The 23,310-nt window shown below is 63.7% G+C and carries 18 protein-coding genes; 10 read left to right on the top strand and 8 right to left on the bottom strand.

The window, feature by feature from the left end; genetic code table 11:
* Together NKH02_RS22250 and NKH02_RS22245 are read right to left on the bottom strand one after the other, a co-directional pair.
* Positions 1–396, bottom strand: a 396-nt coding sequence (locus NKH02_RS22250) for a hypothetical protein (RefSeq protein WP_352881480.1), incomplete at its 3' end; no start/stop codon positions are given.
* 2 nt (positions 397–398) lie between these two features.
* Complete coding sequence (locus tag NKH02_RS22245) at positions 399–2,327, bottom strand: autotransporter assembly complex protein TamA (RefSeq protein ID WP_352881477.1); 1,929 nt, start codon at positions 2,325–2,327, stop codon at positions 399–401.
* A 272-nt stretch (positions 2,328–2,599) separates the two neighbouring features.
* On the opposite strand from NKH02_RS22245, the gene NKH02_RS22240 reads away from it, so the two are divergent.
* The 7 genes from NKH02_RS22240 to NKH02_RS22210 all read left to right on the top strand — a co-directional run bounded on the left by NKH02_RS22240 (position 2,600) and on the right by NKH02_RS22210 (position 15,265).
* A complete protein-coding gene (locus NKH02_RS22240) occupies positions 2,600–8,098 on the top strand; it encodes an alpha-2-macroglobulin family protein (protein ID WP_352881474.1) in 5,499 nt (1,832 codons plus the stop codon).
* A gap of 215 nt (positions 8,099–8,313) precedes the next feature.
* A complete protein-coding gene (pbpC, locus tag NKH02_RS22235) occupies positions 8,314–10,404 on the top strand; it encodes a penicillin-binding protein 1C (RefSeq protein WP_352881471.1) in 2,091 nt (696 codons plus the stop codon).
* Positions 10,405–10,534: 130 nt separating this feature from the next.
* A complete protein-coding gene (locus NKH02_RS22230) occupies positions 10,535–11,212 on the top strand; it encodes a M15 family metallopeptidase (RefSeq protein WP_352881468.1) in 678 nt (225 codons plus the stop codon).
* A gap of 220 nt (positions 11,213–11,432) precedes the next feature.
* The gene (locus NKH02_RS22225) at positions 11,433–12,461 is read left to right on the top strand and encodes a sulfate ABC transporter substrate-binding protein (protein ID WP_352865536.1); all 1,029 of its coding nucleotides are present in this window, start codon (positions 11,433–11,435) and stop codon (positions 12,459–12,461) included.
* A gap of 22 nt (positions 12,462–12,483) precedes the next feature.
* Positions 12,484–13,335, top strand: a complete 852-nt coding sequence (cysT, locus tag NKH02_RS22220; protein ID WP_352881466.1) for a sulfate ABC transporter permease subunit CysT — start codon at positions 12,484–12,486, stop codon at positions 13,333–13,335.
* Positions 13,328–14,212, top strand: coding sequence for a sulfate ABC transporter permease subunit CysW (gene cysW / locus NKH02_RS22215; RefSeq protein WP_352881464.1), 885 nt, complete (start codon positions 13,328–13,330; stop codon positions 14,210–14,212). Before cysT ends, cysW begins: the two co-directional genes overlap by 8 nt.
* Before the next feature lie 12 nt (positions 14,213–14,224).
* The gene (locus tag NKH02_RS22210; protein WP_352865544.1) at positions 14,225–15,265 is read left to right on the top strand and encodes a sulfate/molybdate ABC transporter ATP-binding protein; all 1,041 of its coding nucleotides are present in this window, start codon (positions 14,225–14,227) and stop codon (positions 15,263–15,265) included.
* A gap of 93 nt (positions 15,266–15,358) precedes the next feature.
* Here NKH02_RS22210 and NKH02_RS22205 read toward each other — a convergent pair whose 3' ends face one another.
* On the bottom strand, positions 15,359–15,757 hold the full coding sequence (locus NKH02_RS22205) for a type II toxin-antitoxin system VapC family toxin (RefSeq protein WP_352865545.1): 399 nt from the start codon (positions 15,755–15,757) through the stop codon (positions 15,359–15,361).
* Entirely contained in the window at positions 15,758–16,030 is a 273-nt protein-coding gene (locus NKH02_RS22200) for an antitoxin (protein WP_352865548.1), read from the bottom strand.
* 232 nt (positions 16,031–16,262) lie between these two features.
* On the opposite strand from NKH02_RS22200, the gene NKH02_RS22195 reads away from it, so the two are divergent.
* From NKH02_RS22195 to NKH02_RS22185, 3 genes are all read left to right on the top strand, one after another.
* Entirely contained in the window at positions 16,263–17,249 is a 987-nt protein-coding gene (locus NKH02_RS22195; protein ID WP_352865550.1) for a sulfate ABC transporter substrate-binding protein, read from the top strand.
* 256 nt (positions 17,250–17,505) lie between these two features.
* Positions 17,506–17,955 (top strand): RrF2 family transcriptional regulator, encoded by a 450-nt coding sequence (locus NKH02_RS22190; protein ID WP_136622569.1) that lies wholly within the window; start codon positions 17,506–17,508, stop codon positions 17,953–17,955.
* An 82-nt stretch (positions 17,956–18,037) separates the two neighbouring features.
* Positions 18,038–19,192, top strand: a complete 1,155-nt coding sequence (locus NKH02_RS22185; RefSeq protein ID WP_352865552.1) for a hypothetical protein — start codon at positions 18,038–18,040, stop codon at positions 19,190–19,192.
* On the opposite strand, the gene NKH02_RS22180 is transcribed toward NKH02_RS22185, so the two are convergent.
* From NKH02_RS22180 to NKH02_RS22165, 4 genes are read right to left on the bottom strand one after another with little or no spacing between them, the layout of a single operon-like run.
* Positions 19,187–19,735 (bottom strand): gluconokinase, encoded by a 549-nt coding sequence (locus NKH02_RS22180; protein WP_352865555.1) that lies wholly within the window; start codon positions 19,733–19,735, stop codon positions 19,187–19,189. The genes NKH02_RS22185 and NKH02_RS22180 overlap by 6 nt on opposite strands.
* 2 nt (positions 19,736–19,737) lie before the next feature.
* Positions 19,738–20,724: an ABC transporter permease gene (locus NKH02_RS22175; protein ID WP_352865556.1), complete on the bottom strand. Its 987-nt coding sequence runs from the start codon at positions 20,722–20,724 to the stop codon at positions 19,738–19,740.
* Positions 20,721–21,701, bottom strand: a complete 981-nt coding sequence (locus tag NKH02_RS22170) for an ABC transporter permease (protein ID WP_352881461.1) — start codon at positions 21,699–21,701, stop codon at positions 20,721–20,723. Before NKH02_RS22170 ends, NKH02_RS22175 begins: the two co-directional genes overlap by 4 nt.
* Positions 21,698–23,245 (bottom strand): sugar ABC transporter ATP-binding protein, encoded by a 1,548-nt coding sequence (locus NKH02_RS22165; RefSeq protein ID WP_352865560.1) that lies wholly within the window; start codon positions 23,243–23,245, stop codon positions 21,698–21,700. The genes NKH02_RS22170 and NKH02_RS22165 overlap by 4 nt, the downstream gene beginning before the upstream one ends.
* Positions 23,246–23,310 lie beyond the last annotated feature (65 nt).

Below are 23,310 nucleotides of genomic sequence, written 5' to 3'. Positions count from 1 at the left end.
CAGCGTCGTCGCGCCGCCGCTCCGCGCCGGCTGCGTGCTGGCCACCGGCAACCGGGCGAGTTCTATGCGCTCGGCCGCGATGCGGTCGGCGCTGAAATTTTTCGACAGCAGCGCCAGCGGCGACCAATCGACGGCCACCTTGCGCGCCACCAGCCAGGCGCCCTCCCGGTCTTCCAGCACGACATGGTCGACGCTGAGAGCCCCGGACCAGATGCCGTCGATGCCGCTGACCGTGATCTTGCGGTCGTCGCTCGAAGCCAGGCGCGAGATGATGCCGGCGAGATTGTCGCGTCCGCGCTCGGTCTTGGTCAGCACGACCAGCGCGCCGATCGCACCCGCGACCACGATCAGCAGCGTGTAAAGGACAATGCGGAAAATGCGCCAGACCGTCTTCATCGTCAAAACGCCTGTCCGATGCCGGCATAGATGCCGAAATGCGGATCGCTCGGATCGCGGTTGAGCGGCACGGCCGCATCGATGCGCAGTGGCCCGAATGGCGTCACATAGCGCAGGCCGACGCCGGCGCCGACCTTGACGTCGGCAAAATCGGGGAACGATTTGGTCGACACGGTCCCGGCATCGACAAATGGCACGATGCCGATCGTGTCGGTGATGGCGATGCGCATTTCGACCGAAGTCTCGAAGAACGACAGACCGCCGATCGGCTGGCCGGTGAAATCCTTGGGGCCGATGCCCTGATAGGCATAGCCGCGCACCGAACCGCCACCGCCGGAATAGAAGCGCCGGTCGGCCGGCACATTTTCAAGGCTGGTGCCGACGATCGAACCGATGGCGACACGTTCGGCCAGCACGAATTTCGAGGCCGAATCCAGCGACTGATAGGCCGATCCCTCGCCCTTCAGCTTGAGGAAAGCCGCGCCGCTCAAAATGTCGTAGCTGGGCTCCGCATAGGCCAGCACGCGGAAGCCGCTGGTCGGATTCAGCCGGTTGTCCCTGTTGTCATAGACATATTGCAGCGGAATGCTGGCGATCAGATATTTGTGCTTGCCGAAAGCGTCGTGGATGCGGGAATAGTCGAGCGCCACCTCGGCTGAAACCGTCTGCTTCTTGGTCAGTTCGTAGGACAGGCCGGTGCTGCCCTTGACCGAGAAATGGTCATAGGCATCAGGATGTTCTAGCACGGTCTTGACGCTGGCGAAGAACTTCGATGCCGGCCCGATCACGCCGGGCTTCTCGAACATGATGCCGGCATTGTAGTTGAGTTCGCCGAGATCGTTGCTGCCGATGCCGCTGATCTTGCCGTCGATGCGCAGCTTTTCGGCCCGGCCAAACAGGTTGCGGTGGCCCCAATAGCCTTCCAGGCCCAGCCCCTCGGTGTTGGAAAAGGTGCCGCCGACCCCGAAATAGCGTGGTTTGCGCTCGCTGACCTGGACGCCGATCGGAATGTTGCCGTCGGCGTCGAGCGTGTCGGCTTCCTTGAACGTCACGCTGTTGAAGACCTCGAGCGCCAGCAGCCGGTCGCGCGCGTCGTCGATCTCTTGCGGCGAGTATTGCCGGCCGCGCTTGAGGCCGGTCATGTATTCGGTGAAGTCACGGTCGACCTTCTCGGTGCCTTCCACCGTGGTGGGGCCGTAGCCGGCGACCGGCCCGGCCGCGACCGTCAGCGTCACGTCCAGCGTCGAAGTCGCATGGTCGGCGACAATCTGGCGGTCCGTTACCTTGGCCAGCGGCCTGCCTTGCTCTTTCAGCGTCCGCACGATCAGCGCCTCCGCCTTGAGCACGGCGCCGGACCCGGCGTCGCCGCCTGATATCAGGCCATAATCGGCGCTCATCAGCCCCGCCGCGTCACCTTGCAGCCGGATATTGCCCAAAGTGAATTTCGGCCCGCTGGCGATATCGATGACCACCGGGACCGGCTGCGGCCCCTTGAATTCGGCGTCCGGCGGCAAATCGTCGAGCGGCTTGCCCTCGATGGTGACGGTGACGACGCCTTCGTAGCGAGCATCGGCATAGAGCGCGGCGACAAGCTGTTCGCGATCGCCGCGCGCCTTGGCCATCAGCCCGAGCGAACCGGAAACCGGACGTTCCTCGTCACTTTTCAGGGTCGAGGCGTTTTCGAGCTTCTTGACGAGATCCTTGTCGGCGTCGGGGGCATTGATGGTGACCGCGTAGCGCATGGGATCGACGATGTCGGCGTCCTCGTCGCTGGACGATCCCCACAGCTTGATGCCGAAAAGCTCGAAAGCCGCCGCCGACCGCGATTCGGCGACCAGCGCGCCCAAGCACATCATGGCCAAGAGCAGGGCGCGCGGAAGCACACGCCCTGGCGTGCCACCTCCTGACATCTGCTCTTCATGCGCCGGCATTAAGACAACCTAGGTTATAAAACTAAAATTGGAATGAAGTTCTGAAGCGCTCGTAAAGGGGCCACAATCCAATTGTCTGAAATAGGACGGGCTTGGAATTCACACCTTTTGCGTTGCCGCAAGAAAGCGTGATCCCCTGTCCTATGGAGGTACTACCGGCCATCGGCCGGAAAGGAAACCGTTGGCAGGCGGAACCCTGCCGCGTCCTTGTGTTGACAAGCCCGACTGAAGCTTGATCATGCCTGGACGTTAGCTGTGTCTGGAGGGGTGCTATGGCAATGCGCGCGGCTCGTGGTCTGTCGGTCCTGATTCTTCTGTTTTTTGCCTTGGCCAATGTCTTAGCCTGGAGCGGTATCGCGCAAGCGACTGAGTCCCGACGAATAGCGACGACGGACAATTCCGATTATTTCGGCTTTGATCTCAGATCCGACCAGAACGTCACGCTCGACCAGTGCAAGACGACATGTCTGGGCGATCCAGCCTGCCGCGCCTTCACCTACAACAAAAAAGCCAAATGGTGCTTCCTCAAATCCGACTACAACCAGCTGAAATCGTTCAGCGGCGCGGTCGCCGGCAAGGTCGTCAACATCGATGGCGATCCCGATATCGGCGCGCCGCCTGAACTCGCCTTCTTCCCCAACTGGATGGCCGATCAGGCCCAGCAATACCGCAACAAGTTGCTCGGCCCGGCCTATGACAAACCGACCGAGGGCATGGCGGCCCTGATGAACGCCGCCGAACAGGCCGTGCTGACCGGCGATCATCGCTCCGCCATGCTGAAATACGAGGCCGCGGTCTCGGTGCTGCCCGACGATGGCCAGCTTTGGCTCAACCTGGCGCGTGAAACGCTGGCAGTGCAGCCCGCCGCCAACACCTCGGATGCCTCCACTTTGCCGGCAAACGGCACCTCTGCCGCTTTCAATGCCTACAAGTTGCTGCGCACCACCAAGACGCGCGCCGAAGTGCTGGCGCTGCTCGGCAACGGCCTCGACAAGCGCGACCTCTACCGGCCGGCCCTGCAGGCCTATGAAGCCAGCCTTGCTCTAAACCCTTCGCCGGCGGTCCAGGCCGACTATGCCGATCTCAAGGCACGCAAAGGGTTCCGAGTCATCGACCACACCGTCGATGCCGACACCAGCGCGCCGCGCATCTGCGCGCAATTCTCCGAGGATCTGGTCAAGACCGGCGTCGACTATGCGCAGTTCGTCACCGTCGACAACGCGCCGCCCAAGGGCGTCGAGGCCAAGGACAAGCAGATCTGCGTCGAAGGGCTGGAGCACGGCCAGCATTACGACGTCACCTTCCGCGCCGGCCTGCCGGCGGCCATCGGCGAAGTGACCGCGGCCCCCGTGGTGCTGTCGATCTATGTCCAGGACCGCGCACCGTCCGCCCGCTTCACCGGTGACAGCTTCGTGCTGCCGGCCGGCGCGCGCCGCGGCATTCCGGTCGTCACCGTCAACATGAACGCCGCCGAAATGAAGCTCTATCGCATCGGCGACCGTTCGTTGGCGCAGCTTCTGTCGGGCTACCAGTTCCTGCACCAACTCGACGGCTATGACATCTCCAACATTTCCGAGCAGATGGGCGCGCCGGTCTGGCAAGGCCAGCTCGACATCGCCAACGATCTCAACAAGGAGGTCACCACCTCCTTCCCGGTCGACGAAGCGCTGCCGCGGCGCAAGCCCGGCGTCTATGTGCTGACCGCCCAGGCCGTCAACGACAACAGCGACGACTATAATTCCATGGCCACGCAATGGTTCGTCGTCTCCGACATCGGCCTGTCGACTTATACCGGCCAGGACGGGCTCAATGTCTTTGCCCGTTCGCTGGGCGGTGCCAAGCCGATAGCAGGCGCCGAACTGACCCTGGTTGCCAGGAACAACGAGGTTCTCGGCACGGCGACATCGGATGCCGATGGCCACGCCGTCTTCAACCCCGGCCTCACGCGCGGCGACGGCGGCATGGTGCCGGCCGTGCTGATGGCCAAGCAGGGCGACGATGATTTCGTCTTCCTCGACATGGGCCGGGCGGGCTTCGACCTGTCCGACCGCGGCGTCACCGGGCGCGCGGCGCCAGGCGCGCTCGACGTCTATGCCTGGACCGAACGTGGTATTTACCGCGCTGGCGAGGATGTTCATGTCGCGGCCCTTGCCCGCGACGGCGCCGCCAAGGCGGTCGAAAACCTGCCGCTGACCTTCATCTTCTCGCGTCCGGACGGCGTCGAGGACCGCCGCATCGTCAGCGACGGCGCCTCTGCCGGCGGCCATGCCGTCGACCTGCCGCTCGAACCCAACGCCATGCGCGGCACCTGGTCGGTGTCGATCCATACCGATCCCAAGCAGGCGGCGGTGGCCAGCCAGATGTTCCTGGTCGAGGATTTCGTGCCGGATCGCATCGAATTCGACATGACGGCCGACAAGCAGGAGATCGCGCAGGGCGAAACCGCCAACATCAACATTGACGGCCGCTTTCTCTATGGCGCGCCGGCGGCGGGCCTGGCGCTCGAAGGCGAGTTGACGCTGTCGACATCGCGCGATTGGGACCGTTTCCAGGGCTTTTCCTTCGGCCTTGCCGACGAGCAGTCGGCGGAACCCACGGTCACCCCTTTCGCCGATCTGCCGGTGGTTGGCGATGACGGCAAGGCGACCTTCCCGGTCTCCGTCGAGCAGCTGCCCTCGACCACCAAGCTGGTCGACGCCAAGGTGACGGTCAGGATGCGCGAAACCGGTGGCCGCGCCATCGAGCGTTCGCTCAACATCGGCATCCGCCCGCAAGGCCATATGATCGGCATCCGCCCTGACTTCGCCGACAATGAAGTGCCGCAAGGCGGCACGGCGAAGTTCAGCCTGCTCGCCGTCGATCCCGACGGCAAGCGTGAGGCGCTGAAAGGCGCGCAATGGACGCTGGTCAAGGTCGAACGCAATTACCAGTGGTACCGCTCCAACAATTCCTGGAACTACGAGCCGGTCACCTTCACCAAGTCGATCGCCAACGGCCAGATCGACCTCAGCGCCGATGGCGATGCAACGGTCTCCGTGCCGGTCGATTGGGGCCAATACCGGCTCGAGGTTGAAACCGCCGATCCAGAAGGACCGGCGACCAGCTACGAGTTCGATGCCGGCTGGTATGTCTCGTCGACCACCACCGAAACGCCTGACGGCCTCGAGATCGCCCTCGACAAGGACACCTATGCCGCCGGCGAAGTGGCCAAGCTGAAAGTGTCGCCGCATTTTGCGGGCGAACTTCTCATCAACATCGGTTCCGACAAGCTGTTGAAGACCGTCACGGCGTCAGTACCGGCCGGAGGCGGCACCGTCGATATTCCGGTCGGCGACGACTGGGGCGCCGGCGCCTATGTCACGGCAACCCTGTTCCGGCCGGGCGAGGCGCAGGAAACGCGCATGCCGGCCCGCGCCATCGGCGTGAAATGGCTGAAGGTCGATCCGAGCTCGAAGAAGCTCGCCATCACCCTGACGCCGCCGGACAAGACCATGCCGCGCCAGCAGCTGTCGATCCCGGTTTCCGTGGCCGGCGTGCAGGCGGGCAGCAATGCCTATGTCATGGTTGCCGCCGTCGATGTCGGCATCCTCAACCTGACCAACTACAAGGCGCCGGATCCGGAGAACTGGTTCTTCGGCCAGCGCATGCTGGGTATGGAAATCCGCGACATCTACGGTCGCCTGATCGACGGCTCGCTAGGCAACACCGGCAAGCTCAGGACCGGCGGCGACGGCGCCAACATGCAGGCGCAGGGCAGCCCGCCGACAGAAAAGCTGGTCGCCTTCTTCTCCGGTCCCGTCGAGCTTGACGCCGACGGCAAGGCACGGATCGACTTCGACATTCCGCAGTTCAACGGCACCGTGCGCGTCATGGCTGTCGCCTGGACCAAGGATGCGGTCGGCCATTCCCAGTCCGACGTCATCGTGCGCGATCCCGTCGTGATCACCGCCGGCCTGCCGCGCTTCCTGGCGCCTGGTGACGCCGCCGTCATGCGCCTCGATGTCGCCGACACCGATGGCCCCGCCGGCGACTATGCGCTGTCGATCGAAACGACGGGCGACCTGTCGACGGGCGACAAGCCCCTGCCCCAGAAGCTGACGCTCGCCCAGGGCAAGCGGCAGACACTGACCGTGCCGCTGATCGCACGGACGGCCGGCAATGCCTCGCTTACCATCAAGCTCGCCCATGCCGATGGCACCAAGGTCGAGCAGACGCTCTATGTGCCGGTGCGTCCGGCGCAATTGCCGGTCACCACCCGCCTGGTGGTCGACCTCAAAGGCAATGGCGGCGCGCTGCGCGTCGACAAGGAACTGCTGGCGGCAAGCCTGCTCGATGGCGCTTCCGTAAGCGTCGGCGTTACCCAAGCTGCCGCCTTCGACGTGCCGTCGCTGCTGATGACGCTCGACCGCTACCCCTATGGTTGCGCCGAGCAGACCACCAGCCGCGCCATGCCGCTTCTCTACGTCAATGAGCTGGCATCCGGCATCGGCATGGCCAGCGATCCCGATATCCACGGCCGCATCCAGGACGCCATCTACAAGGTTCTGAGCTACCAGGCCTCGGCCGGCAGCTTCGGCCTATGGGGTCCGGGCTCCGGCGATCTATGGCTCGATGCCTATGTCACCGACTTCCTGACCAGGGCGCGCGAGCAGAAATACGACGTGCCGAGCCTGGCCATGAACCAGGCGTTGAGCAATTTGCAGAACTCGCTCGGCTACGACCAGAGCGTACAGGACCGTGGCAGCGAGATTGCCTATGCCCTCTATGTGCTGGCCCGCAACAAGAAGGCCTCGATCGGCGATCTGCGCTACTACGCGGACACCCAGCTCGAAGCTTTCTCGAGCCCGATGGCCGTTGCCCAGCTGGCGGCGAGCCTGGCGCTCTACGGCGATACGCCGCGCGCCGAAGCGACGTTCAAGACCGCCCTGCAACTCGCCAAGTCGACCACCGACTACGACTACTACCGCTCCGACTACGGCTCGCGGCTGCGTGACGGTGCGTCGATGCTGGCGCTTGCGGCGGAATCGAAGCCGGTGCCGACGATCGTGCCGGAACTGATCAAGCTGGTGACCAGGGAACGCGCCGAAGCCCGCTGGACCAGTACCCAGGACGAATCCTGGATGCTGCTGGCGGCCCGCGCGCTGAAGGAAGGCAATGATTCGATCACGCTGGCCGTCAATGGCGCGCCGCACTCCGGCGGCTATTCCAACCAGGTCGACGGCAGTGACCTGATAGACGGCCCGCTGACCATCGCCAACACCGGCAAGGCCCCGCTGCAGGCCGTCGTCACCACCGTGGCGTCGCCGATCCAGCCCTTGCCGGCCGGCGGCGACGGCTTCACCATCGCTCGCACCTACTACAAGCTCGATGGCACCGAAGCCAATGTCACCGAGGCGACGCAGAACGAACGCTATGTCGTCGTGCTCAAGGTCAACGAGCAGAACAAATGGCCGTCACGCCTGCTGATCACCGACCTGTTGCCAGCCGGCTTCGAGATCGACAACCCCGGCCTGGTCTCCAGCGCCCAGTTGACGAACTTCTCGTGGCTGGCGCAGACCGATGCGGCCCATCTCGAATTCCGCGACGACCGTTTTGTCGCGGCGTTCAACCCGGCCGACGGCGACCACGACCACAATTTGACCCTCGCCTATGTCGTGCGCGCGGTGACACCGGGCACCTATGCGCATCCGGCGGCAACGGTGGAAGACATGTACCGGCCGCAATATTCGGCTCGCACCGCCACCGGCATGATGGAGATCAAGGCGCCGTGAAGCGCCGGTGGTGGAGATATGAATAGGACGATGGCGCTGCCCCTCATCCGCCTGCCGGCACCTTCTCCCCGTATAGAGACGGGGAGAAGGGTGCTGTCGCGATCGTCGGCACCCGTTCTGAAACGTGGGAAGTCGGCGAAAGCCTCAATACAGGCCCCTTTCTCCCCGTCTCTATACGGGGAGAAATGCCCGGCAGGGTAATGAGGGGCAGCGCCATGCTTTCAAGAAAACAACTCCGTCGCGCCGCCATTGCCGCAGCTTCCTGCACTGGCATTCTCGCTCTCTCTGCCGCTACTCTCTGGGAACTCGACCGCGCCTTCCCGCCCCCGCTGCCGGCCGAACTCACGGTCTCCACCGAAGTCCAGGACCGCGACGGCCAGCTGTTGCGCGCCTTCGCCACGCCGGATGGCTATTGGCGGCTGGAAACCCGGCTCGACCAGGTCGACATGCAATTCGTCGACATGCTGGTCACCTACGAGGACAAGCGTTTCTGGGATCATGAAGGCGTCGACGTGCTGGCGCTGGCCCGTGCCGCCGGCCAGTTCGCCACCAGCGGCCGCATCGTCTCCGGCGGCTCGACCCTGTCGATGCAGCTTGCCCGGCTGATCGAGCCGCGCGAAAGCCGCAGCCTCGGCTCCAAGATCAAGCAGATGCTGCGCGCCATCCAAATCGAGCGGCGGCTGTCCAAGCGCGAGATCCTCGAGCGCTACCTGACGCTGGCCCCTTATGGCGGCAATCTGGAAGGCGTGCGCGCCGCCTCGCTGGCCTATTTCGGCAAGGAGCCGAAGCGGCTTACCGTGTCAGAATCCGCCCTGCTTGTCGCTTTGCCGCAGCTGCCGGAAAAGCGCCGGCCCGACCGCAACCTGAGAATCGCCCACGCCGCCCGCGACCGTGTGCTGACCCGCATGATCTCCTCCGGACTGCTCGGCGAACGCGAGGCGGCACGTGCCGCCCTCGACGATGTGGCGGGTCTGCGCCGCACGCTGCCGGCGCTCGCCGCACACGCCGCCTATGCGATGCTGCCCAAGGCGGTTCCCGGCCAGCCATCGCAGTTGACGATCCGCAAGAGCGTCCAGGAAGGGCTGGAGCAGGTGGCGAGGGATGCGGCCGCCAAGCTCGGGCCTCGCCTATCGGTCGCCATGGTGCTGGCCGACTCCCGCACCGGCGACATTCTCGGCGAAGTCGGCTCGGCCAATTTTTTCGACGCCAGCCGCTCCGGCTGGATCGACATGACCAAGATCGTCCGCTCGCCCGGATCGACGCTGAAGCCGTTCATCTACGGTCTTGCCTTCGAACAGGGGCTGGTGGCGCAGGAAACGCTGATCGATGACAGCCCTGTCGATTTCTCCGGCTACCGGCCGAAGAATTTCGACATGGGCTATCAGGGCGACGTCAGCATCCGGCAAGCGCTGCAACTGTCGCTCAACGTGCCGGCGATCCGCGTGCTCGACGCGGTCGGACCAACGCGCCTGATGGCGCGCTTCCGCCAGGCTGGCGTCGTCCCCGTGCTGCCGGTCAACGAGGCGCCGGGCCTGGCCATCGGCCTCGGTGGCGTCGGGATAACACTACGCGACCTCGTCCAGCTCTACACAGGGCTCGCGAATGGCGGCAAGACGCACACGCTGCATGACGGCACCGAGCCTGCCAATGCCGAGCGCACCACCGCCACCATTCTCGACGGTCAGGCCAACTGGCAGATCATCGACATTCTGTCGGGCGTCAAGCCGCCCGAGGGGGCCTCGCAGCGCGGCATCGCCTACAAGACCGGCACCTCCTACGGCTATCGCGACGCCTGGTCGGTCGGCTTCGACGGCCGCTATGTGCTGGGTGTCTGGGTCGGCCGCCCCGACGCCGGAGCGGTGCCGGGCCTGTCCGGCTATGTCTCGGCCGCTCCCATCCTCTTCGAGGGTTTTGTCCGCTCGGGCCTGGCCATCGTGCCGTTGCCGGGCAAGCCGCCCGGCGTGTTCAGCCCCAGGCGCGAGGATCTGCCGGTGACGCTCGCTCGCTTCGGTGCCGGGGCCGACGGCCTCGTGCAGGCAACAGTGAGCGAACCCGCGCCGACAATCGTCTTCCCGCCCGACGGCGCCCGCGTCGATCTCGGCACCATCTCTGCCGAGACCTCGCCGCTGGTTTTGAAATTGCAAGGCGGTCGCGCGCCGTTCCGCTGGCTGGCCAACGGCAAGCCGCTCGCCGGCATCGATCGTCGCCGCACCGCGACCTGGCAACCCGATGGCGCCGGCTATTCGACGCTGACCGTGATCGACGCCGCGGGACGCGCGGCGAGTGTGAAGGTTTTTGTCGAATAGACCGAGCCAAGCGATTCATCGAATTGGCTTTCCGGGCGCTCGGCAGATAGCAGGATACTCACCCATGCCTGTTCCGAGGCACAATCCTCGATCGTTGGTAGCCTCAGCGCTGGCAGCAATGATTCTCGTCGTGGCAATCCCTCTACCCGCTTTGGCCGACGCCCTGCCCGCCGGCTTCGTCCAGCTCGCCGATATCGACCCCTCGATCCGCCAGGACATCCGCTACGCCGGATCGGACAATTTTCTGCACCGCAAGGTGATCGGCTATGACGCGCCGGCCTGCATCCTCACCGAGCAGGCGGCAGAGGCACTCAGCCGTGTCCAGAAGGCGATCGCCGTCAAAAGCCTGACGCTGGTCGTGTTCGACTGCTACCGCCCTGCCCGCGCCGTCGCCGACATGAGCGAATGGACGAGACAAGGCGGGCCACCCGATCCGCAATGGCATTCGAAGGTCCAGCGAGGCGATCTGATCGCCAAGGGCTATGTCGGAGATCAATCGACCCATTCGCGTGGTTCAACCGTCGACGTCGCCATCGCCCGGACGGATCGCAGGTCCAGCCCGAACCCAGCCTGTGGCGCATTCAATACCGACACGCTCGATTTCGGCACCGGTTTCGACTGCTTTGACCCGACGAGCGAAACTGCCCACCGCGGCCTCGCCGGTGAAGCAGTGTCAAACCGCAAGATGCTTGTCGACGCCATGCGCACCGGCGGTTTCAAGAACTATGCACGCGAATGGTGGCACTTCACGCTGGCGAACGAACCGTTCGCCAAGGAGCGTTTCGATTTTCCCATCACCGCCGATTGAGGCGCCGGACTAAATTCCACACGGCCTTGCCTCGGCACTGCTCATCTCTAAATAGGTTGGATGGCCGGCAGGATTTCTCCCGGAGACACAGGAGGAAAATATTTCTCCATGCCGCGAAGGATCGTCGAATATTTTCTCCAGAGGGGCAAAAAAGGCAACATTCAATGCATCTAATTTCTACCAATTCGGTAGATTTGCCGTGGGTTCAACGGAGGCAGAAATGACCAAACCTCATTTCAGGAAACTGCTCGGCGCACTGGTCGCCACATCTGTCCAGTTCGGCACGCTCGGTTTCGCGTTTGCCGACACCACCATTCTCAACGTGTCCTACGATCCGACACGCGAGCTCTACAGGGCCTATGACGAAGCCTTCGTCGCCCATTGGAAAGCCGAGACCGGCGAGACGGTCACCGTCCAGCAGTCGCATGGCGGATCGGGCGCCCAGGCCCGCGCCGTGATCGACGGCCTCGACGCCGACGTGGTGACACTGGCGCTCGAAGGCGACATCAACGCCATCGTCTCGAAATCGAAGAAGATCAACCCTGACTGGCGCACCGAATTCGAAAACAATTCAGCACCTTACACCTCGACCATCATCTTCCTTGTCCGCAAGGGCAATCCCAAGGGCATCCACGACTGGAGCGACCTCGTCAGGGACGGCGTCCAGGTGATCACGCCCAATCCCAAGACCTCCGGCGGCGCACGCTGGAACTATCTCGCCGCCTGGGCCTACGCCAACGCCCATGATGGCGGTGACGAGGCCAAGAACAAGGAATTCGTCGGCAAGCTTTACGCCAATGCCCCGGTGCTCGACACCGGCGCGCGCGGCTCGACCGTGACCTTCGCGCAAAAGGGCATCGGCGATGTGCTGATCGGCTGGGAAAACGATGCCTATCTGGCACTCGACGAATTCGGCGCCGACAATTTCGACATAGTCTACCCGCCGACATCGATCCTGGCCGAGCCGCCGGTGGCGATTGTCGACGCCAATGTCGACGCCAAGGGCACGCGCAAGGTCGCAGAAGCCTATCTGGGCTGGCTCTATTCCAAGGAAGCGCAGACGATCATCGCCAAGAACCACTATCGTCCGGCCAAGCCCGAACTTGTGGCGCCGGCGGATCTGCCCAAGACACCTGATATCAAGCTGATCTCCATCGACGATCCGCTTTTTGGCGGCTGGAAGAAGGCGCAGCCTTATCATTTCGGCGATGGTGGTATATTCGACCAGATCTACAAGCCGGCCCAGTGAGCTAAATCTAGATCAGGACGCTATGACCACAGCACCCGCGCAGGCGGGGTGGCGGTTCAGACAGCCGAGTGTCATTCCGGGTTTCGGATTGACGCTCGGCTTCTCGCTTGCCTACCTCACCCTCATCATCCTCATCCCGCTGTCCGGGCTGATCTGGCGCTCGGCCGCCCTTGGCTGGCCCGAGTTCTGGGCAATCGCAACCGACCGTCGCACCGTCAACGCGCTGGAAATCAGCTTCGGCACCGCCTTCATCGCGGCTGCCGTCAACGTCGTCTTCGGCACGCTCGTCGCCTGGGTGCTGGTGCGCTACCGCTTTCCCGGCCGCCGCGTCGTCGATGCCATGGTCGACCTTCCCTTCGCCTTGCCGACGGCAGTAGCCGGCATCGCGCTGACCACGCTCTACGCGCCGAACGGCTGGATCGGCAAATTGCTGATGCCGCTTGGCATCAAGGTCGCCTACACGCCACTTGGCATCGTCATTGCGCTGGTCTTCATCGGCCTGCCCTTCGTCGTGCGCACGGTGCAGCCGATCATGGAGGAGATTGACAAGGAGGTGGAGGAAGCCGCCGCCACGCTTGGCGCCAGCCGCTTCCAGATCATTACCCGCATCCTGTTTCCGGGCCTTGCGCCGGCCATCATCACCGGCTTTTCGCTGGCTTTCGCGCGCGGCGTTGGCGAATACGGCTCGGTCATCTTCATCGCCGGCAATTTGCCTTACAAATCCGAGATCGCGCCGCTTCTGATCGTCATCCGGCTGGAGGAATACAATTATCCGGCAGCGACCGCGATCGCGGCGGTCATGCTGTTTTTGTCGTTCTTGATGCTTTTGATCGTCAATCTCGCACAGTCATGGAGTCGCAAGCGCTATGGCTGATCCCGAGATCAAATCCTACGAACCCTATCATGAGAGCCGCTCGGCGGCGGTGACCGAGAGCCGGCCGGCGCAAGCCATCCTGATGGCTTTCGTCTTCGCTTTCCTTGGCATCTTTCTGCTCCTGCCGCTGATCGTCCTCTTCCACGAGGCGCTGGCAAAAGGCGTCAGTGCCTATACGCAATCGCTGAGTGACGCCGACACGCGCTCGGCGATCCGGCTGACCCTGCTGGTGGCGGCGATTTCGGTGCCGCTCAACATCGTCTTCGGCATCTCCGCCGCCTGGGCGATTGCCAAGTTCGAGTTCAAGGGCAAGGCCTTCCTGACCACGCTGATCGACTTGCCCTTCTCGGTCTCGCCGGTCATATCGGGCCTTGTCTATGTGCTTTTGTTCGGCGCCCAGGGTCTGCTCGGCGGCTGGCTGAAAGCGCATGGCATCGTCATCCTGTTTGCCGTGCCGGGCATCGTGCTGGCCACCGTCTTTGTCACCTTTCCCTTCGTCGCCCGCGAGTTGATCCCGCTGATGCAGGAACAGGGCAATGGCGACGAGGAAGCAGCCCTTTCGCTCGGCGCGAATGGCTGGCAGACCTTCTGGTACGTGACCTTGCCCAATGTCAAATGGGGGCTGCTCTATGGCGTGCTTTTGTGCAATGCGCGGGCCATGGGCGAGTTCGGCGCGGTGTCGGTGGTGTCGGGCCACATACGCGGCCTGACCAACACCATGCCGCTGCATGTCGAAATCCTCTATAACGAGTACAACGCCGTCGGCGCCTTCGCCGTCGCTTCATTGCTTGCGGGCCTGGCGCTCGTCACGCTGGTCTTGAAAACAATTCTCGAGATGCGCTACGGCGCCGAGATCGCCGCCACGCGCGGACACTAGAGGGTTCAGTAGATGGAAGTCCGCGTTGCCAACGTGCGCAAGGAATTTGACCGGTTTCCGGCGCTTCACGACGTATCGCTCGACATCAAGTCGGGCGAGCTGATCGCGTTGCTGGGTCCGTCCGGGTCCGGCAAGACGACGCTGCTCAGGCTGATCGCAGGGCTGGAGCGGCCGACGCGGGGAAATATCTTCTTCGGCGACGAGGACGCCTCGCAAAAGTCGATCCAGGACCGCAATGTCGGCTTCGTCTTCCAGCACTATGCGCTGTTCCGGCACATGACGGTGGCCGACAATATCGGCTTCGGCCTGAAGGTCCGGCACGGGCCGTCGCGCCCGCCGGCGCAGGAGATCCGCCGCCGTGCCTCCGAGCTTCTCGATCTCGTCCAGCTTTCGGGCCTGGAGAAGCGCTATCCGGCACAGCTCTCCGGCGGCCAGCGCCAGCGCGTGGCACTGGCCCGCGCCATGGCCATCGAACCCAAGGTGCTGCTGCTCGACGAGCCGTTCGGCGCCCTCGATGCGCAGGTGCGCCGGGAGTTGCGCCGCTGGCTGCGCGAAATCCACGACGCCACCGGCCACACAACCGTCTTCGTCACCCACGACCAGGAAGAGGCACTGGAGCTTGCCGACCGCGTCGTGGTGATGAGCCAGGGCCGCATAGAGCAGGTCGGCACCGCCGACGACATCTACGACACGCCGAACTCGCCCTTCGTCTACGGCTTCATCGGTGAATCGAGCTCGCTTCCCGTCAAGGTCGAAAATGGCGAGATCTGGCTCGCCGACCGCCCGATCGGGCTTGCCGCGCCCAACGAGCCCTCGGGCGATGCGACGCTTTACTTCCGCCCGCACGATGTCGAATTGCTGGACGGCTGCAGCGGCTGCATCGCCGGCACGGTCGCCGCCAGCCGTCGCGTCGCCGGCACGCGTCGCGTGGAACTCGAGATCGGTGGCGAGCGCCAGCGGGTCGAAATCGAACTGCCAGTCAATCACCCAGCGGCGCAGAAGAGCCGGGTGGCGTTCCGCCCCGGCCGCTGGAAGCTTTTCCCAGCTGCCTGATCCGAGATCGGGCCCTAATGCATGTCGCCCAAAGTGCGCCGCGGTTTTGGGATAACGACATGTGCAAAACCACGGTTTAAAGCGCGATGCGCTTCAAGCCAGCCAGTTTTCGACCTTCAGGTTCCTGATCCGGGTGAACTCTCCCGTGTTGGCGGTCACTAGCGTGGTGCCCAATGCACAGGCATGAGCGGCAATAAAAAGATCGTTGTGGCCAATGGTCTGGCCCGCGGCTTCAAGCTCGGCACGAAGAGCGCCGTATTCGACATCCACCGGCACATCGAGCGGCAGGATAGGAATCTCGGCCAGCAATTGCTCGACCTTCTTGAGCAACTTGGCCGATCCCTTTTTGGCGCAGCCATATCGCAATTCCGAGGCGACCACGATGCTGGTGCACACGGCGGCGTCTCCCTCGCGCACCATTGCACTCGCGGCCTTGCCAGCCGGGTTTCGGATCATGTCGCTGATAATGTTCGTATCCAGCATGAACCGCATCTAGAAAATGTCCTCCGATTTGACCGGCGTGTCGTCGATCTCGGGGAAGTCGTCCTCAGGAGCGAGCGGCGGCTCTTTCGCCCACTGGGCGAGCAGCGCGGTGAGGCCGGCTTTGCGGACCGGCTCGATGACCAAGCGATCGCCTTCACGGCTGATCAAGACCTTTTCGCCGGGAAGCTCGAACTCGACAGGAATGCGCACCGCCTGGCTGCGGTTGTTGCGAAACAGCTTTGCTTCTTTCGGCGGTGTCGTTGAATGGCGGTTCCGGGGCATGATCGCAACTCATTGTATATGCCATTTGTATATGTCAAAAAATGCTACGACGCAAGCATCGGAAAAACCAAGGCATAAGGGGACTCGACGTGGAACGAGATTCCAAGAATCGTCCATTTCGATGATACATTTTCTCACCGAAAGGTCACGCGGCTACAAGACGTGCCTCGTCGCGCGCCCTGCGCCGCAGCTATGGTTCGACCATAAACTCATTGCATCCGGAGCTGTTTTCATGAAGCGTTTTTTCCTGGGCGTCGCTACCGTCGCCGGCCTGCTCCTGGCATCCTCCCAAGCTTGGTCGGCCGACAAATTGCTCAACGCGTCCTATGATGTCGGTCGCGAACTATTCGTGCAGGTCAACAAGGCCTTCATCGCGCGGCATCCGGGCGTCACGGTCGACCAGTCGCATGCCGGCACTTCGGCGCAGGCGCGCGCCATCGCCGAAGGCCTTGGCGCCGATGTCGTCACCTTCAACCAGGTCACCGACATCGACTTCCTGGTCAAGAAGGGCCTCGTCTCGGGCGACTGGCAGAAGGATTTTCCCGACAACGCCTCCCCCTTCTATTCGCTGCCGTCCTTCCTGGTGCGCGCCGGCAACCCCAAGCACATCAAGGACTGGAACGATCTCGTGCGCGACGACGTGCAGGTGATCTTCCCCAACCCTAAAACATCAGGCAATGCGCGCTACACCTATCTGGCGGCCACCGCCTACGCCAAGGAAGCCTTCAAGGGCGACGACGCCAAGGTGAAGGAGTTCATCACCAAGCTGTTCAACAACGTGCCGATCTTCGACACCGGCGGCCGTGCCGCTACCACCACCTTCGTGCAGCGCGAGATCGGTGACGTGCTGATCACCTTCGAATCGGAGACGCGCGGCATCCGCAAGGAGTATGGCGACGACAAGTTCGAGCAGGTCACGCCCTCGGTCAGCCTGCTGGCCGAATTCCCGGTCGCGATCGTCGACAAGGTCGCCGACGAGCATGGCACGCGCGATCTGGCCAAGACCTATCTCGACTTCCTCTACACGCCGGAGGGCCAGGACATCCTCGCCCAGAACGGCACGCGGGTTCGCGATGCGGCAGTGGAAGCCAAATACAAAGCCCAGTTTCCCGATGTCCGCCTGCTGACGGTCGAAGATGTCTTTGGCGGCTGGGACAAGGTGCAGAAGGAGCATTTCGCCGCCGGCGGCCTGCTCGACCAGACCTACGGCAGCCGCTGACGGCAGCAACATCCAGAGCAGACGAAAAAGCCGGCGCTTTTGCCGGCTTTTTCGTTTTGTGCGCCGGCAACCCGGTTTTCAGCGGAATATCGGCAGCATCCGTGCAAAACGTTACAAAGAATCAACGCGTTTGTGCCTAACGTGCCATTCGGCGGCCTGTTTTCGCGAAATATCATCGCGCGGCGAAAACGTCATTATTTGCACACAAACAGTCGCCAGATGCGAATGGTTGGGGCTTCAATGGGTTGATCTGGGCATGCTGACAAAAAAAGGCAAATACGGCCTCAAGGCCCTCGTGCATCTGTCCGGCCTGCCGGTCGGCCAGTTGGCCTTCGTCAACGACATCGCGGTGGCCAACAACATCCCGAAGAAATTCCTCGATGCCATCCTGGGCGAGTTGCGCAATGCCGGCTTCGTCCAGAGCCGCAAGGGTAAGGAAGGCGGCTATCGCCTCGCCCGGCCGGCCTCCGAAATCAAGATCGGCCATGTCGTGCGCGTGCTTGACGGGCCGCTGGCGCCGATCCCCTGCGCCAGCCGCACGCAGTATCAGCGCTGTGACGACTGCGACGAGGCGACCTGCCAGGTCCGGCACATGATGCTCGAGGTGCGGCAGGCGATCGCCGAAGTGCTGGACAATCGCAGCCTCGCCGCCATGCGCGATGCCGACAATGACGATTTCCCGGTCGAACTGACGTCGCAGATCTAAACCACCGGCTGCCGCTCGCTATCGTAAGCTTGCGCGGCCCATGCCGACGCAGTAAAGCGGGGTCGAAGAACGGGCTGGACCGATGAGGCTGTGGTGGTTCGCGAAATCCCGCAAGGCCGCCCATAAGCTGCCATCGGCCGCAAGCTTTCGCACTGAAATCATCGCCGACATCTTCGTTCCGGAACGAGCCGAGGATGTGCGCTTCTTCAGCCGCAAGCCAGTTCACCCCGGCAGGCTTCGCCGCTTTTCGAACAGGGACCTTCGCGAAAGCCTGCTGTCCGTCTTCTATCTCATGGTGGCAGCGGCACTGCCGGTGCGCTGGTGGGCACCGATCTGCGGCCGCGTGTCGAGGTTTCGCCTGAAGCGCCATATGCGCAAGGAATTTCCCGCTTACGCTGCCGCCACGCGCGCTGTGCTTGGCGAAGGCATCGATGCGCGCCAGCTATTCGAGGGGTTGCTGGCGGCCCGCCATCGCCGCCGCCTGCAGCTCGCCGCGCATCTAGTGGCTGGCCGCTGGTCGCCGACGATCCGGCTGGAGGGGTTGGACGGGCTGCGGTCGGCTTTGCAGCGCGGCCACGGCGCCATCCTCTGGTGCGATCAATTCATCGCCCAGACCATCATCGGCAAGCGTGCTTTGTACGAGGCCGGTATCGAGGCGCATCAGGTGAGCGTCAACACCCACGGTATTTCCGAAAGCGCCTTCGGCCTGCGTTTCCTCAACCCGCCGCTGGTCAATGTCGAGAACCGGTTCCTGAAAAGCCGGGTCGCCTTTGATCGCGACGATGCCTATCAAGTCACCATCCGCATCCAGAAGATCCTGAAGCAGAATGGCGTGGTGACGATGACCAACACCGTCCATGCCGGCTCCACCTTCACGGAGGCCGCCATGGGCGAGACCGGCTGGACCCACCTCGCCTCGGCGCCGGCGAATTTCGCGGCCAGGGGCAGGACCGCCCTGTTTGCCATGTCGACCTTCGAAGTGGTTCCCTTCAGGCAATACCGGGCCGTGCTCAGCCCTGCGCTGGCGCCGGAGGCGTCCGTCACCCCGGCAACGGATACGATCAGGGCTGGAGCCAAGAACATGGCCGTGCAGGCACACTACATCCTGCTCAAGCGCGACCGCTTGCTGGAGGCGCTGAAGCTCTACCCCGAGCAGATGCTGAAATGGTCCCGTCGGCAGCGGCTGACCGAGGCTCAGGACAGCACCGGTATCGGCACTGATGATGAAGGTTCATGACCGGCGTAGCCGGTGGACGCCGGCAGCGACGAGTTCGCTGACCGAGCGGGTCGCATCGAGCGTCAAGGCCTTCTCATCCGCTGTCGGCGGCTCGAGGATGGCGAACTGGCTGTCGACGAGGCTTGCCGGCATGAAATGGCCCTTGCGGCTGCCGACACGCCGCCTGGCCGTGGCAGGGTCGATCTCCAGATAGAGGAAGACGATCTCCGGGCAGAAGCCGCTCAAGCGCGCGCGATAGCCGCGCTTCAGCGCCGAGCAGGCGGCAACCACGCCTTCGCCCTGCCCCACCGATCCCGCGATGCGCTCGCCGATCGCGTCAAGCCAACCTTCACGCAGTTGATCGGTGAGCGGCTCGCCGCTAGCCATGCGTGCGACGTTTTCCGGCGGGTGCAGCCTGTCGCCCTCGATAAAGGTAACGCCCAGCGCGGCCGCCAGTGCAATACCGACGGCCGACTTGCCGCAGCCGGCGACGCCCATCACCACGATGGCCGGAGGCATCGAGCCGGGAGCGCCCGTTGGCGCCTGTGCTGCCTTTTCGTCCATTGTCAGCGGCTTGCCGGCGCGCGGCCGTAGAGCAGCAGCATGGCGACGATGACGACGCCGTAGATGATCTGCCGCCCCGCTTCCGGCATCTGCATGACCGACAGGATGGATTGCAGCAGGGTGATCAGGATGACACCGGCGACGGTGCCGAGATACGAGCCGCGGCCGCCCAGGATCGAGGTGCCGCCAAGCACGACAGCCGCGATCGACGGCAACAGATAGGCATCACCCATCGACTGCGCCGCCTTGGAGGCATAGCCGGCGAGCAGCACGCCCCCGAAAGCGGAGAGACCGCCCGACGCCGCGAAGGCGATCATAACCACGCGTCGTGTGTCGATGCCGGAAAGATAGGCGGCGCGCTCGCGGTTGCCGATGCCGTAGACGGTGCGGCCGAAGCTGGTGCGGGTCAGCACGAACACCATTGCAGCGCCGATCAGCGCCCAGATGATGACGGCGTTGGGGACGCCCGGAATGCCAAAGCCGGTCGCCAGGTAGCGCATCGCGCCCGTCGCCGAATCCTGTGGCGAGAAGCCGCCGGTATAGACGACCATCAGCCCCTGCGCGACGGCGTTGGTGGCCAGCGTGATGATCATCGAGGGGATGCGCAGATAGGCGACGCCGATTCCGTTGACGATACCGATCAGCACACCGCAGAGAATGCCAAACGGGATCGCCAGCACCACCCCGGCCGGACCATAGGCGGCCGCCGCGCAGGCCATCATCGCGCCCGCCGCCACGCACCAGGGCACCGACAGGTCGATCTGGCCAAGCAGGATGACCAGCATCATGCCGGTGGCGATGACGCCGAGGAACGAGGCGACCTTGAGCTGCTGCAGCAGGTACTCCGGCGACAGAAAGCTGCGCGAATAAAGGCTGCCAAGACACAGCAACAGCGCAATGCAGGCAAAGGCGGTCAGCACCGCTGGATCGGCGCGGCGGATGAAGCTGGGCATGCGGCCGGCAATGCCGCCAAGCGTCGTTTCGCTCACAGGAACCACTCCAGCCGGTTGCGGACCCGAAACAGGGCGAAGGCGCCGAGGCTGACGGCGACCAGCAGGATAACGCCCTGGAACAGCGGCTGCCAGAGCGGATCGAAATCGAACACAAACAACAGGTCGCCGATGGTGCGGAAGGCGAGCGCGCCGAAGATCGCGCCGATGGCACTGCCCTTGCCGCCGAACAGCGAGACGCCACCGAGCACAACGGCGGCGATCGAAAACAGCGTGTAGGCATTGCCGCTGGCATAGGCCGCGTCGCCCGTATAGGTGAAGAAGGTCAGGAACAGGCCGCCTATCGCGGCCAGCAGCCCGGCCAGCGTGTAGGCGGCAAACTTGCCGCGCCGGATCGGCACGCCGGACATGTAGGCCGCCGTCTCCGACGACCCTGCCGCATAAGCGGCGCGGCCTAGCACCGAGCGGCTGAACGGCACCCAGATCACCAGCACGATTGCCAACAGCGCGACGAGGCTTGCCGGCACCATGCCGAACACGCGGCCCGTCAACGCATCGGCCAGATCCTCATTGACCGAACCGCCCGGGAATGGCCGCAGCAACAGGCCGATGCCGTAATAGACCGCCCCCGTGGCAATGGTGGCGACGATCGGCTGCAGCCGTCCATAGATGACGATGGCGCCGTTGATGGCGCCGCAGAGCAGACCAACCGCCAGCACCGCGATGACGCCGAGCGTTGTCTGCATCGGTGTGCCCACAACCAGCCAGGAGGCCAGACAGTTGGTGAGCAGGAAGATCATGCCGACGGAGAGATCAATGCCGGCGGTGATCACCACCAGCGTCTGCGCCATCGCGACGAAGGCGAGCAGAACGCCCTTGTTCGAGGCCGTCTGCACGACATTTGCGGTGAAGCCCGCCGGATGGTTAGACGTGTAGATGACGAACATGACAACGAAGATGCCGAGCGCCAGCAGCGTTCCGCGCTGCTCGGCAAGCCAGTAGCGCCAATCCTTCATGCGTCCGCTCCCAGGCTCACGGGGCTGTCCTCGCCATGGATGTTGAGCGCGCTCGATATCAGCGCCCGCTCGGTGATCTCGGCGCCGACCAGCTCGCGCTTGACTGCCCCGTCATAGAGCACCAGCACTCGGTCGCAGCAGCCGATCAACTCGTCATAGTCGGTCGAATAGAACAGGATCGCCGCCCCGGCATCCGCCAGCTTGCGCATCAGCTGGTAGAGCTCCTGCTTGGTGCCGACATCGATGCCACGTGTCGGATCGTTGAGCAGGATGATGCGCGGCTGGCGCATCATCCATTTGGCGATGACCACCTTCTGCTGATTGCCGCCCGAAAGTGCCGCGACCGGAATGTCGAGACCGGCCGTCTTGATCGCCAGAAGGCCGACCATATCGTCAATCAGCCGCTGCTCGGCGGCGCGGTCGATGATGCCGCCCTTGGACAGCCGGTCCAGCGCGGCGAAGGACAGGTTCTCGCGCACAGTCATCGGCAGCATCAGGCCTTCGGTCTTGCGGTCCTCCGGTATGAGCGCCATGCCGATGCCGTCCTTTCGGGCAGCAGAAGGACTGGCGATCGTCACCGGCTTGCCGTCGATCAGGATCTGGCCGCTGAGGCCCCGCAGCACGCCGAAGAAGGCGAGCAGCAATTCGCGCTGGCCTTGGCCGTCAAGGCCGCCGAGGCCGACCACCTCGCCTGCCCTGACGGTCAGCGAGATGTCGTGCAGCCGGTTAGTCCACGAGAGCTTGCGGGCTTCGAGCCTGGGGGCGGCGGTGGCAGGCACGGCCGCGGGCTTCGGCGGAAAGATGTGGCTGTACTCACGGCCGATCATCAGCTCGACCACTTCATTGTCGCTCTTCGAGCCGGCCGGATAGCTGGCGACGTTACGGCCATTGCGGAACACCGTGCACTGGTCGGCCAGCTCCGCGATCTCGTTCATGCGGTGCGAGATGTAGAGCAGCGACAACCCTTCCGAGCGCAGCCGCTTCAGCACCGAGAAGATCTTCGAGACGTCCGCCGCCGTCAGCGCCGACGTCGCCTCGTCGAGGATCAGGATGCGCGGCTTTCTGGCGAGCGCCTTGGCGATTTCCACCATCTGCCGCCGCGACAAGGGCAGGTCCTTGACCAGTGCCAGCGGATGAATATCGGCGGCACCAGCACGCGCCAGCGCCTCTTCCGCGATGCGGCGCTGCGCCTTGCGGTCGATCATGCCGAAGCGTTTGGGCGGATCGGAAATGACGATGTTGTCGGCGACGCTGAGTTCGGGAACCAGCGACAGCTCCTGGAAGATGCAGACGATGCCTGCCTGGTTGGCAGCAGCAGGCGAGGCGAAGGTCACCTCGCGGCCATCCAGCGTCATTCGGCCCTCGTCGGCCGCGACGACGCCGGCCATGACCTTGATCAGCGTTGATTTGCCGGCACCGTTTTCGCCAAGGATGGCGTGAATGCTGCCGGATGTGACCGAAAGCTCGGCGTTTTCCAGAGCTCGCACGCCACCATAGCGCTTGGATATGCCTTCCATACGAAAGAGCGGAACAGCAATGTCCATCGGCCCTCCCGGGGCGCTTTGATCACCAAGATATCGAACTCCCGGCGCAATGAGCAATCTCACGG

This window comes from Mesorhizobium sp. M1396 (assembly GCF_040317725.1).
GTDB lineage: Bacteria > Pseudomonadota > Alphaproteobacteria > Rhizobiales > Rhizobiaceae > Mesorhizobium.
The sequence above is the reverse complement of the archived record's forward strand: the minus strand, read 5'-3'. Positions and strand labels throughout refer to the sequence as shown.

Bases quoted from the DNA above. Each gene is read 5' to 3' on its own strand.
- cysW (WP_352881464.1), top strand. From the start codon at position 13,328: ATGGCTGATCCCGAGATCAAATCCTACGAACCCTATCATGAGAGCCGC.
- NKH02_RS22185 (WP_352865552.1), top strand. From the start codon at position 18,038: ATGAGGCTGTGGTGGTTCGCGAAATCCCGCAAGGCCGCCCATAAGCTG.
- NKH02_RS22195 (WP_352865550.1), top strand. From the start codon at position 16,263: ATGAAGCGTTTTTTCCTGGGCGTCGCTACCGTCGCCGGCCTGCTCCTG.
- NKH02_RS22200 (WP_352865548.1), bottom strand. From the start codon at position 16,030: ATGCCCCGGAACCGCCATTCAACGACACCGCCGAAAGAAGCAAAGCTG.
- NKH02_RS22210 (WP_352865544.1), top strand. From the start codon at position 14,225: ATGGAAGTCCGCGTTGCCAACGTGCGCAAGGAATTTGACCGGTTTCCG.
- NKH02_RS22165 (WP_352865560.1), bottom strand. From the start codon at position 23,245: ATGGACATTGCTGTTCCGCTCTTTCGTATGGAAGGCATATCCAAGCGC.
- NKH02_RS22205 (WP_352865545.1), bottom strand. From the start codon at position 15,757: ATGCGGTTCATGCTGGATACGAACATTATCAGCGACATGATCCGAAAC.
- NKH02_RS22190 (WP_136622569.1), top strand. From the start codon at position 17,506: ATGCTGACAAAAAAAGGCAAATACGGCCTCAAGGCCCTCGTGCATCTG.
- NKH02_RS22245 (WP_352881477.1), bottom strand. From the start codon at position 2,327: ATGCCGGCGCATGAAGAGCAGATGTCAGGAGGTGGCACGCCAGGGCGT.
- NKH02_RS22170 (WP_352881461.1), bottom strand. From the start codon at position 21,701: ATGAAGGATTGGCGCTACTGGCTTGCCGAGCAGCGCGGAACGCTGCTG.
- cysT (WP_352881466.1), top strand. From the start codon at position 12,484: ATGACCACAGCACCCGCGCAGGCGGGGTGGCGGTTCAGACAGCCGAGT.
- NKH02_RS22225 (WP_352865536.1), top strand. From the start codon at position 11,433: ATGACCAAACCTCATTTCAGGAAACTGCTCGGCGCACTGGTCGCCACA.
- NKH02_RS22240 (WP_352881474.1), top strand. From the start codon at position 2,600: ATGGCAATGCGCGCGGCTCGTGGTCTGTCGGTCCTGATTCTTCTGTTT.
- pbpC (WP_352881471.1), top strand. From the start codon at position 8,314: ATGCTTTCAAGAAAACAACTCCGTCGCGCCGCCATTGCCGCAGCTTCC.
- NKH02_RS22180 (WP_352865555.1), bottom strand. From the start codon at position 19,735: ATGGACGAAAAGGCAGCACAGGCGCCAACGGGCGCTCCCGGCTCGATG.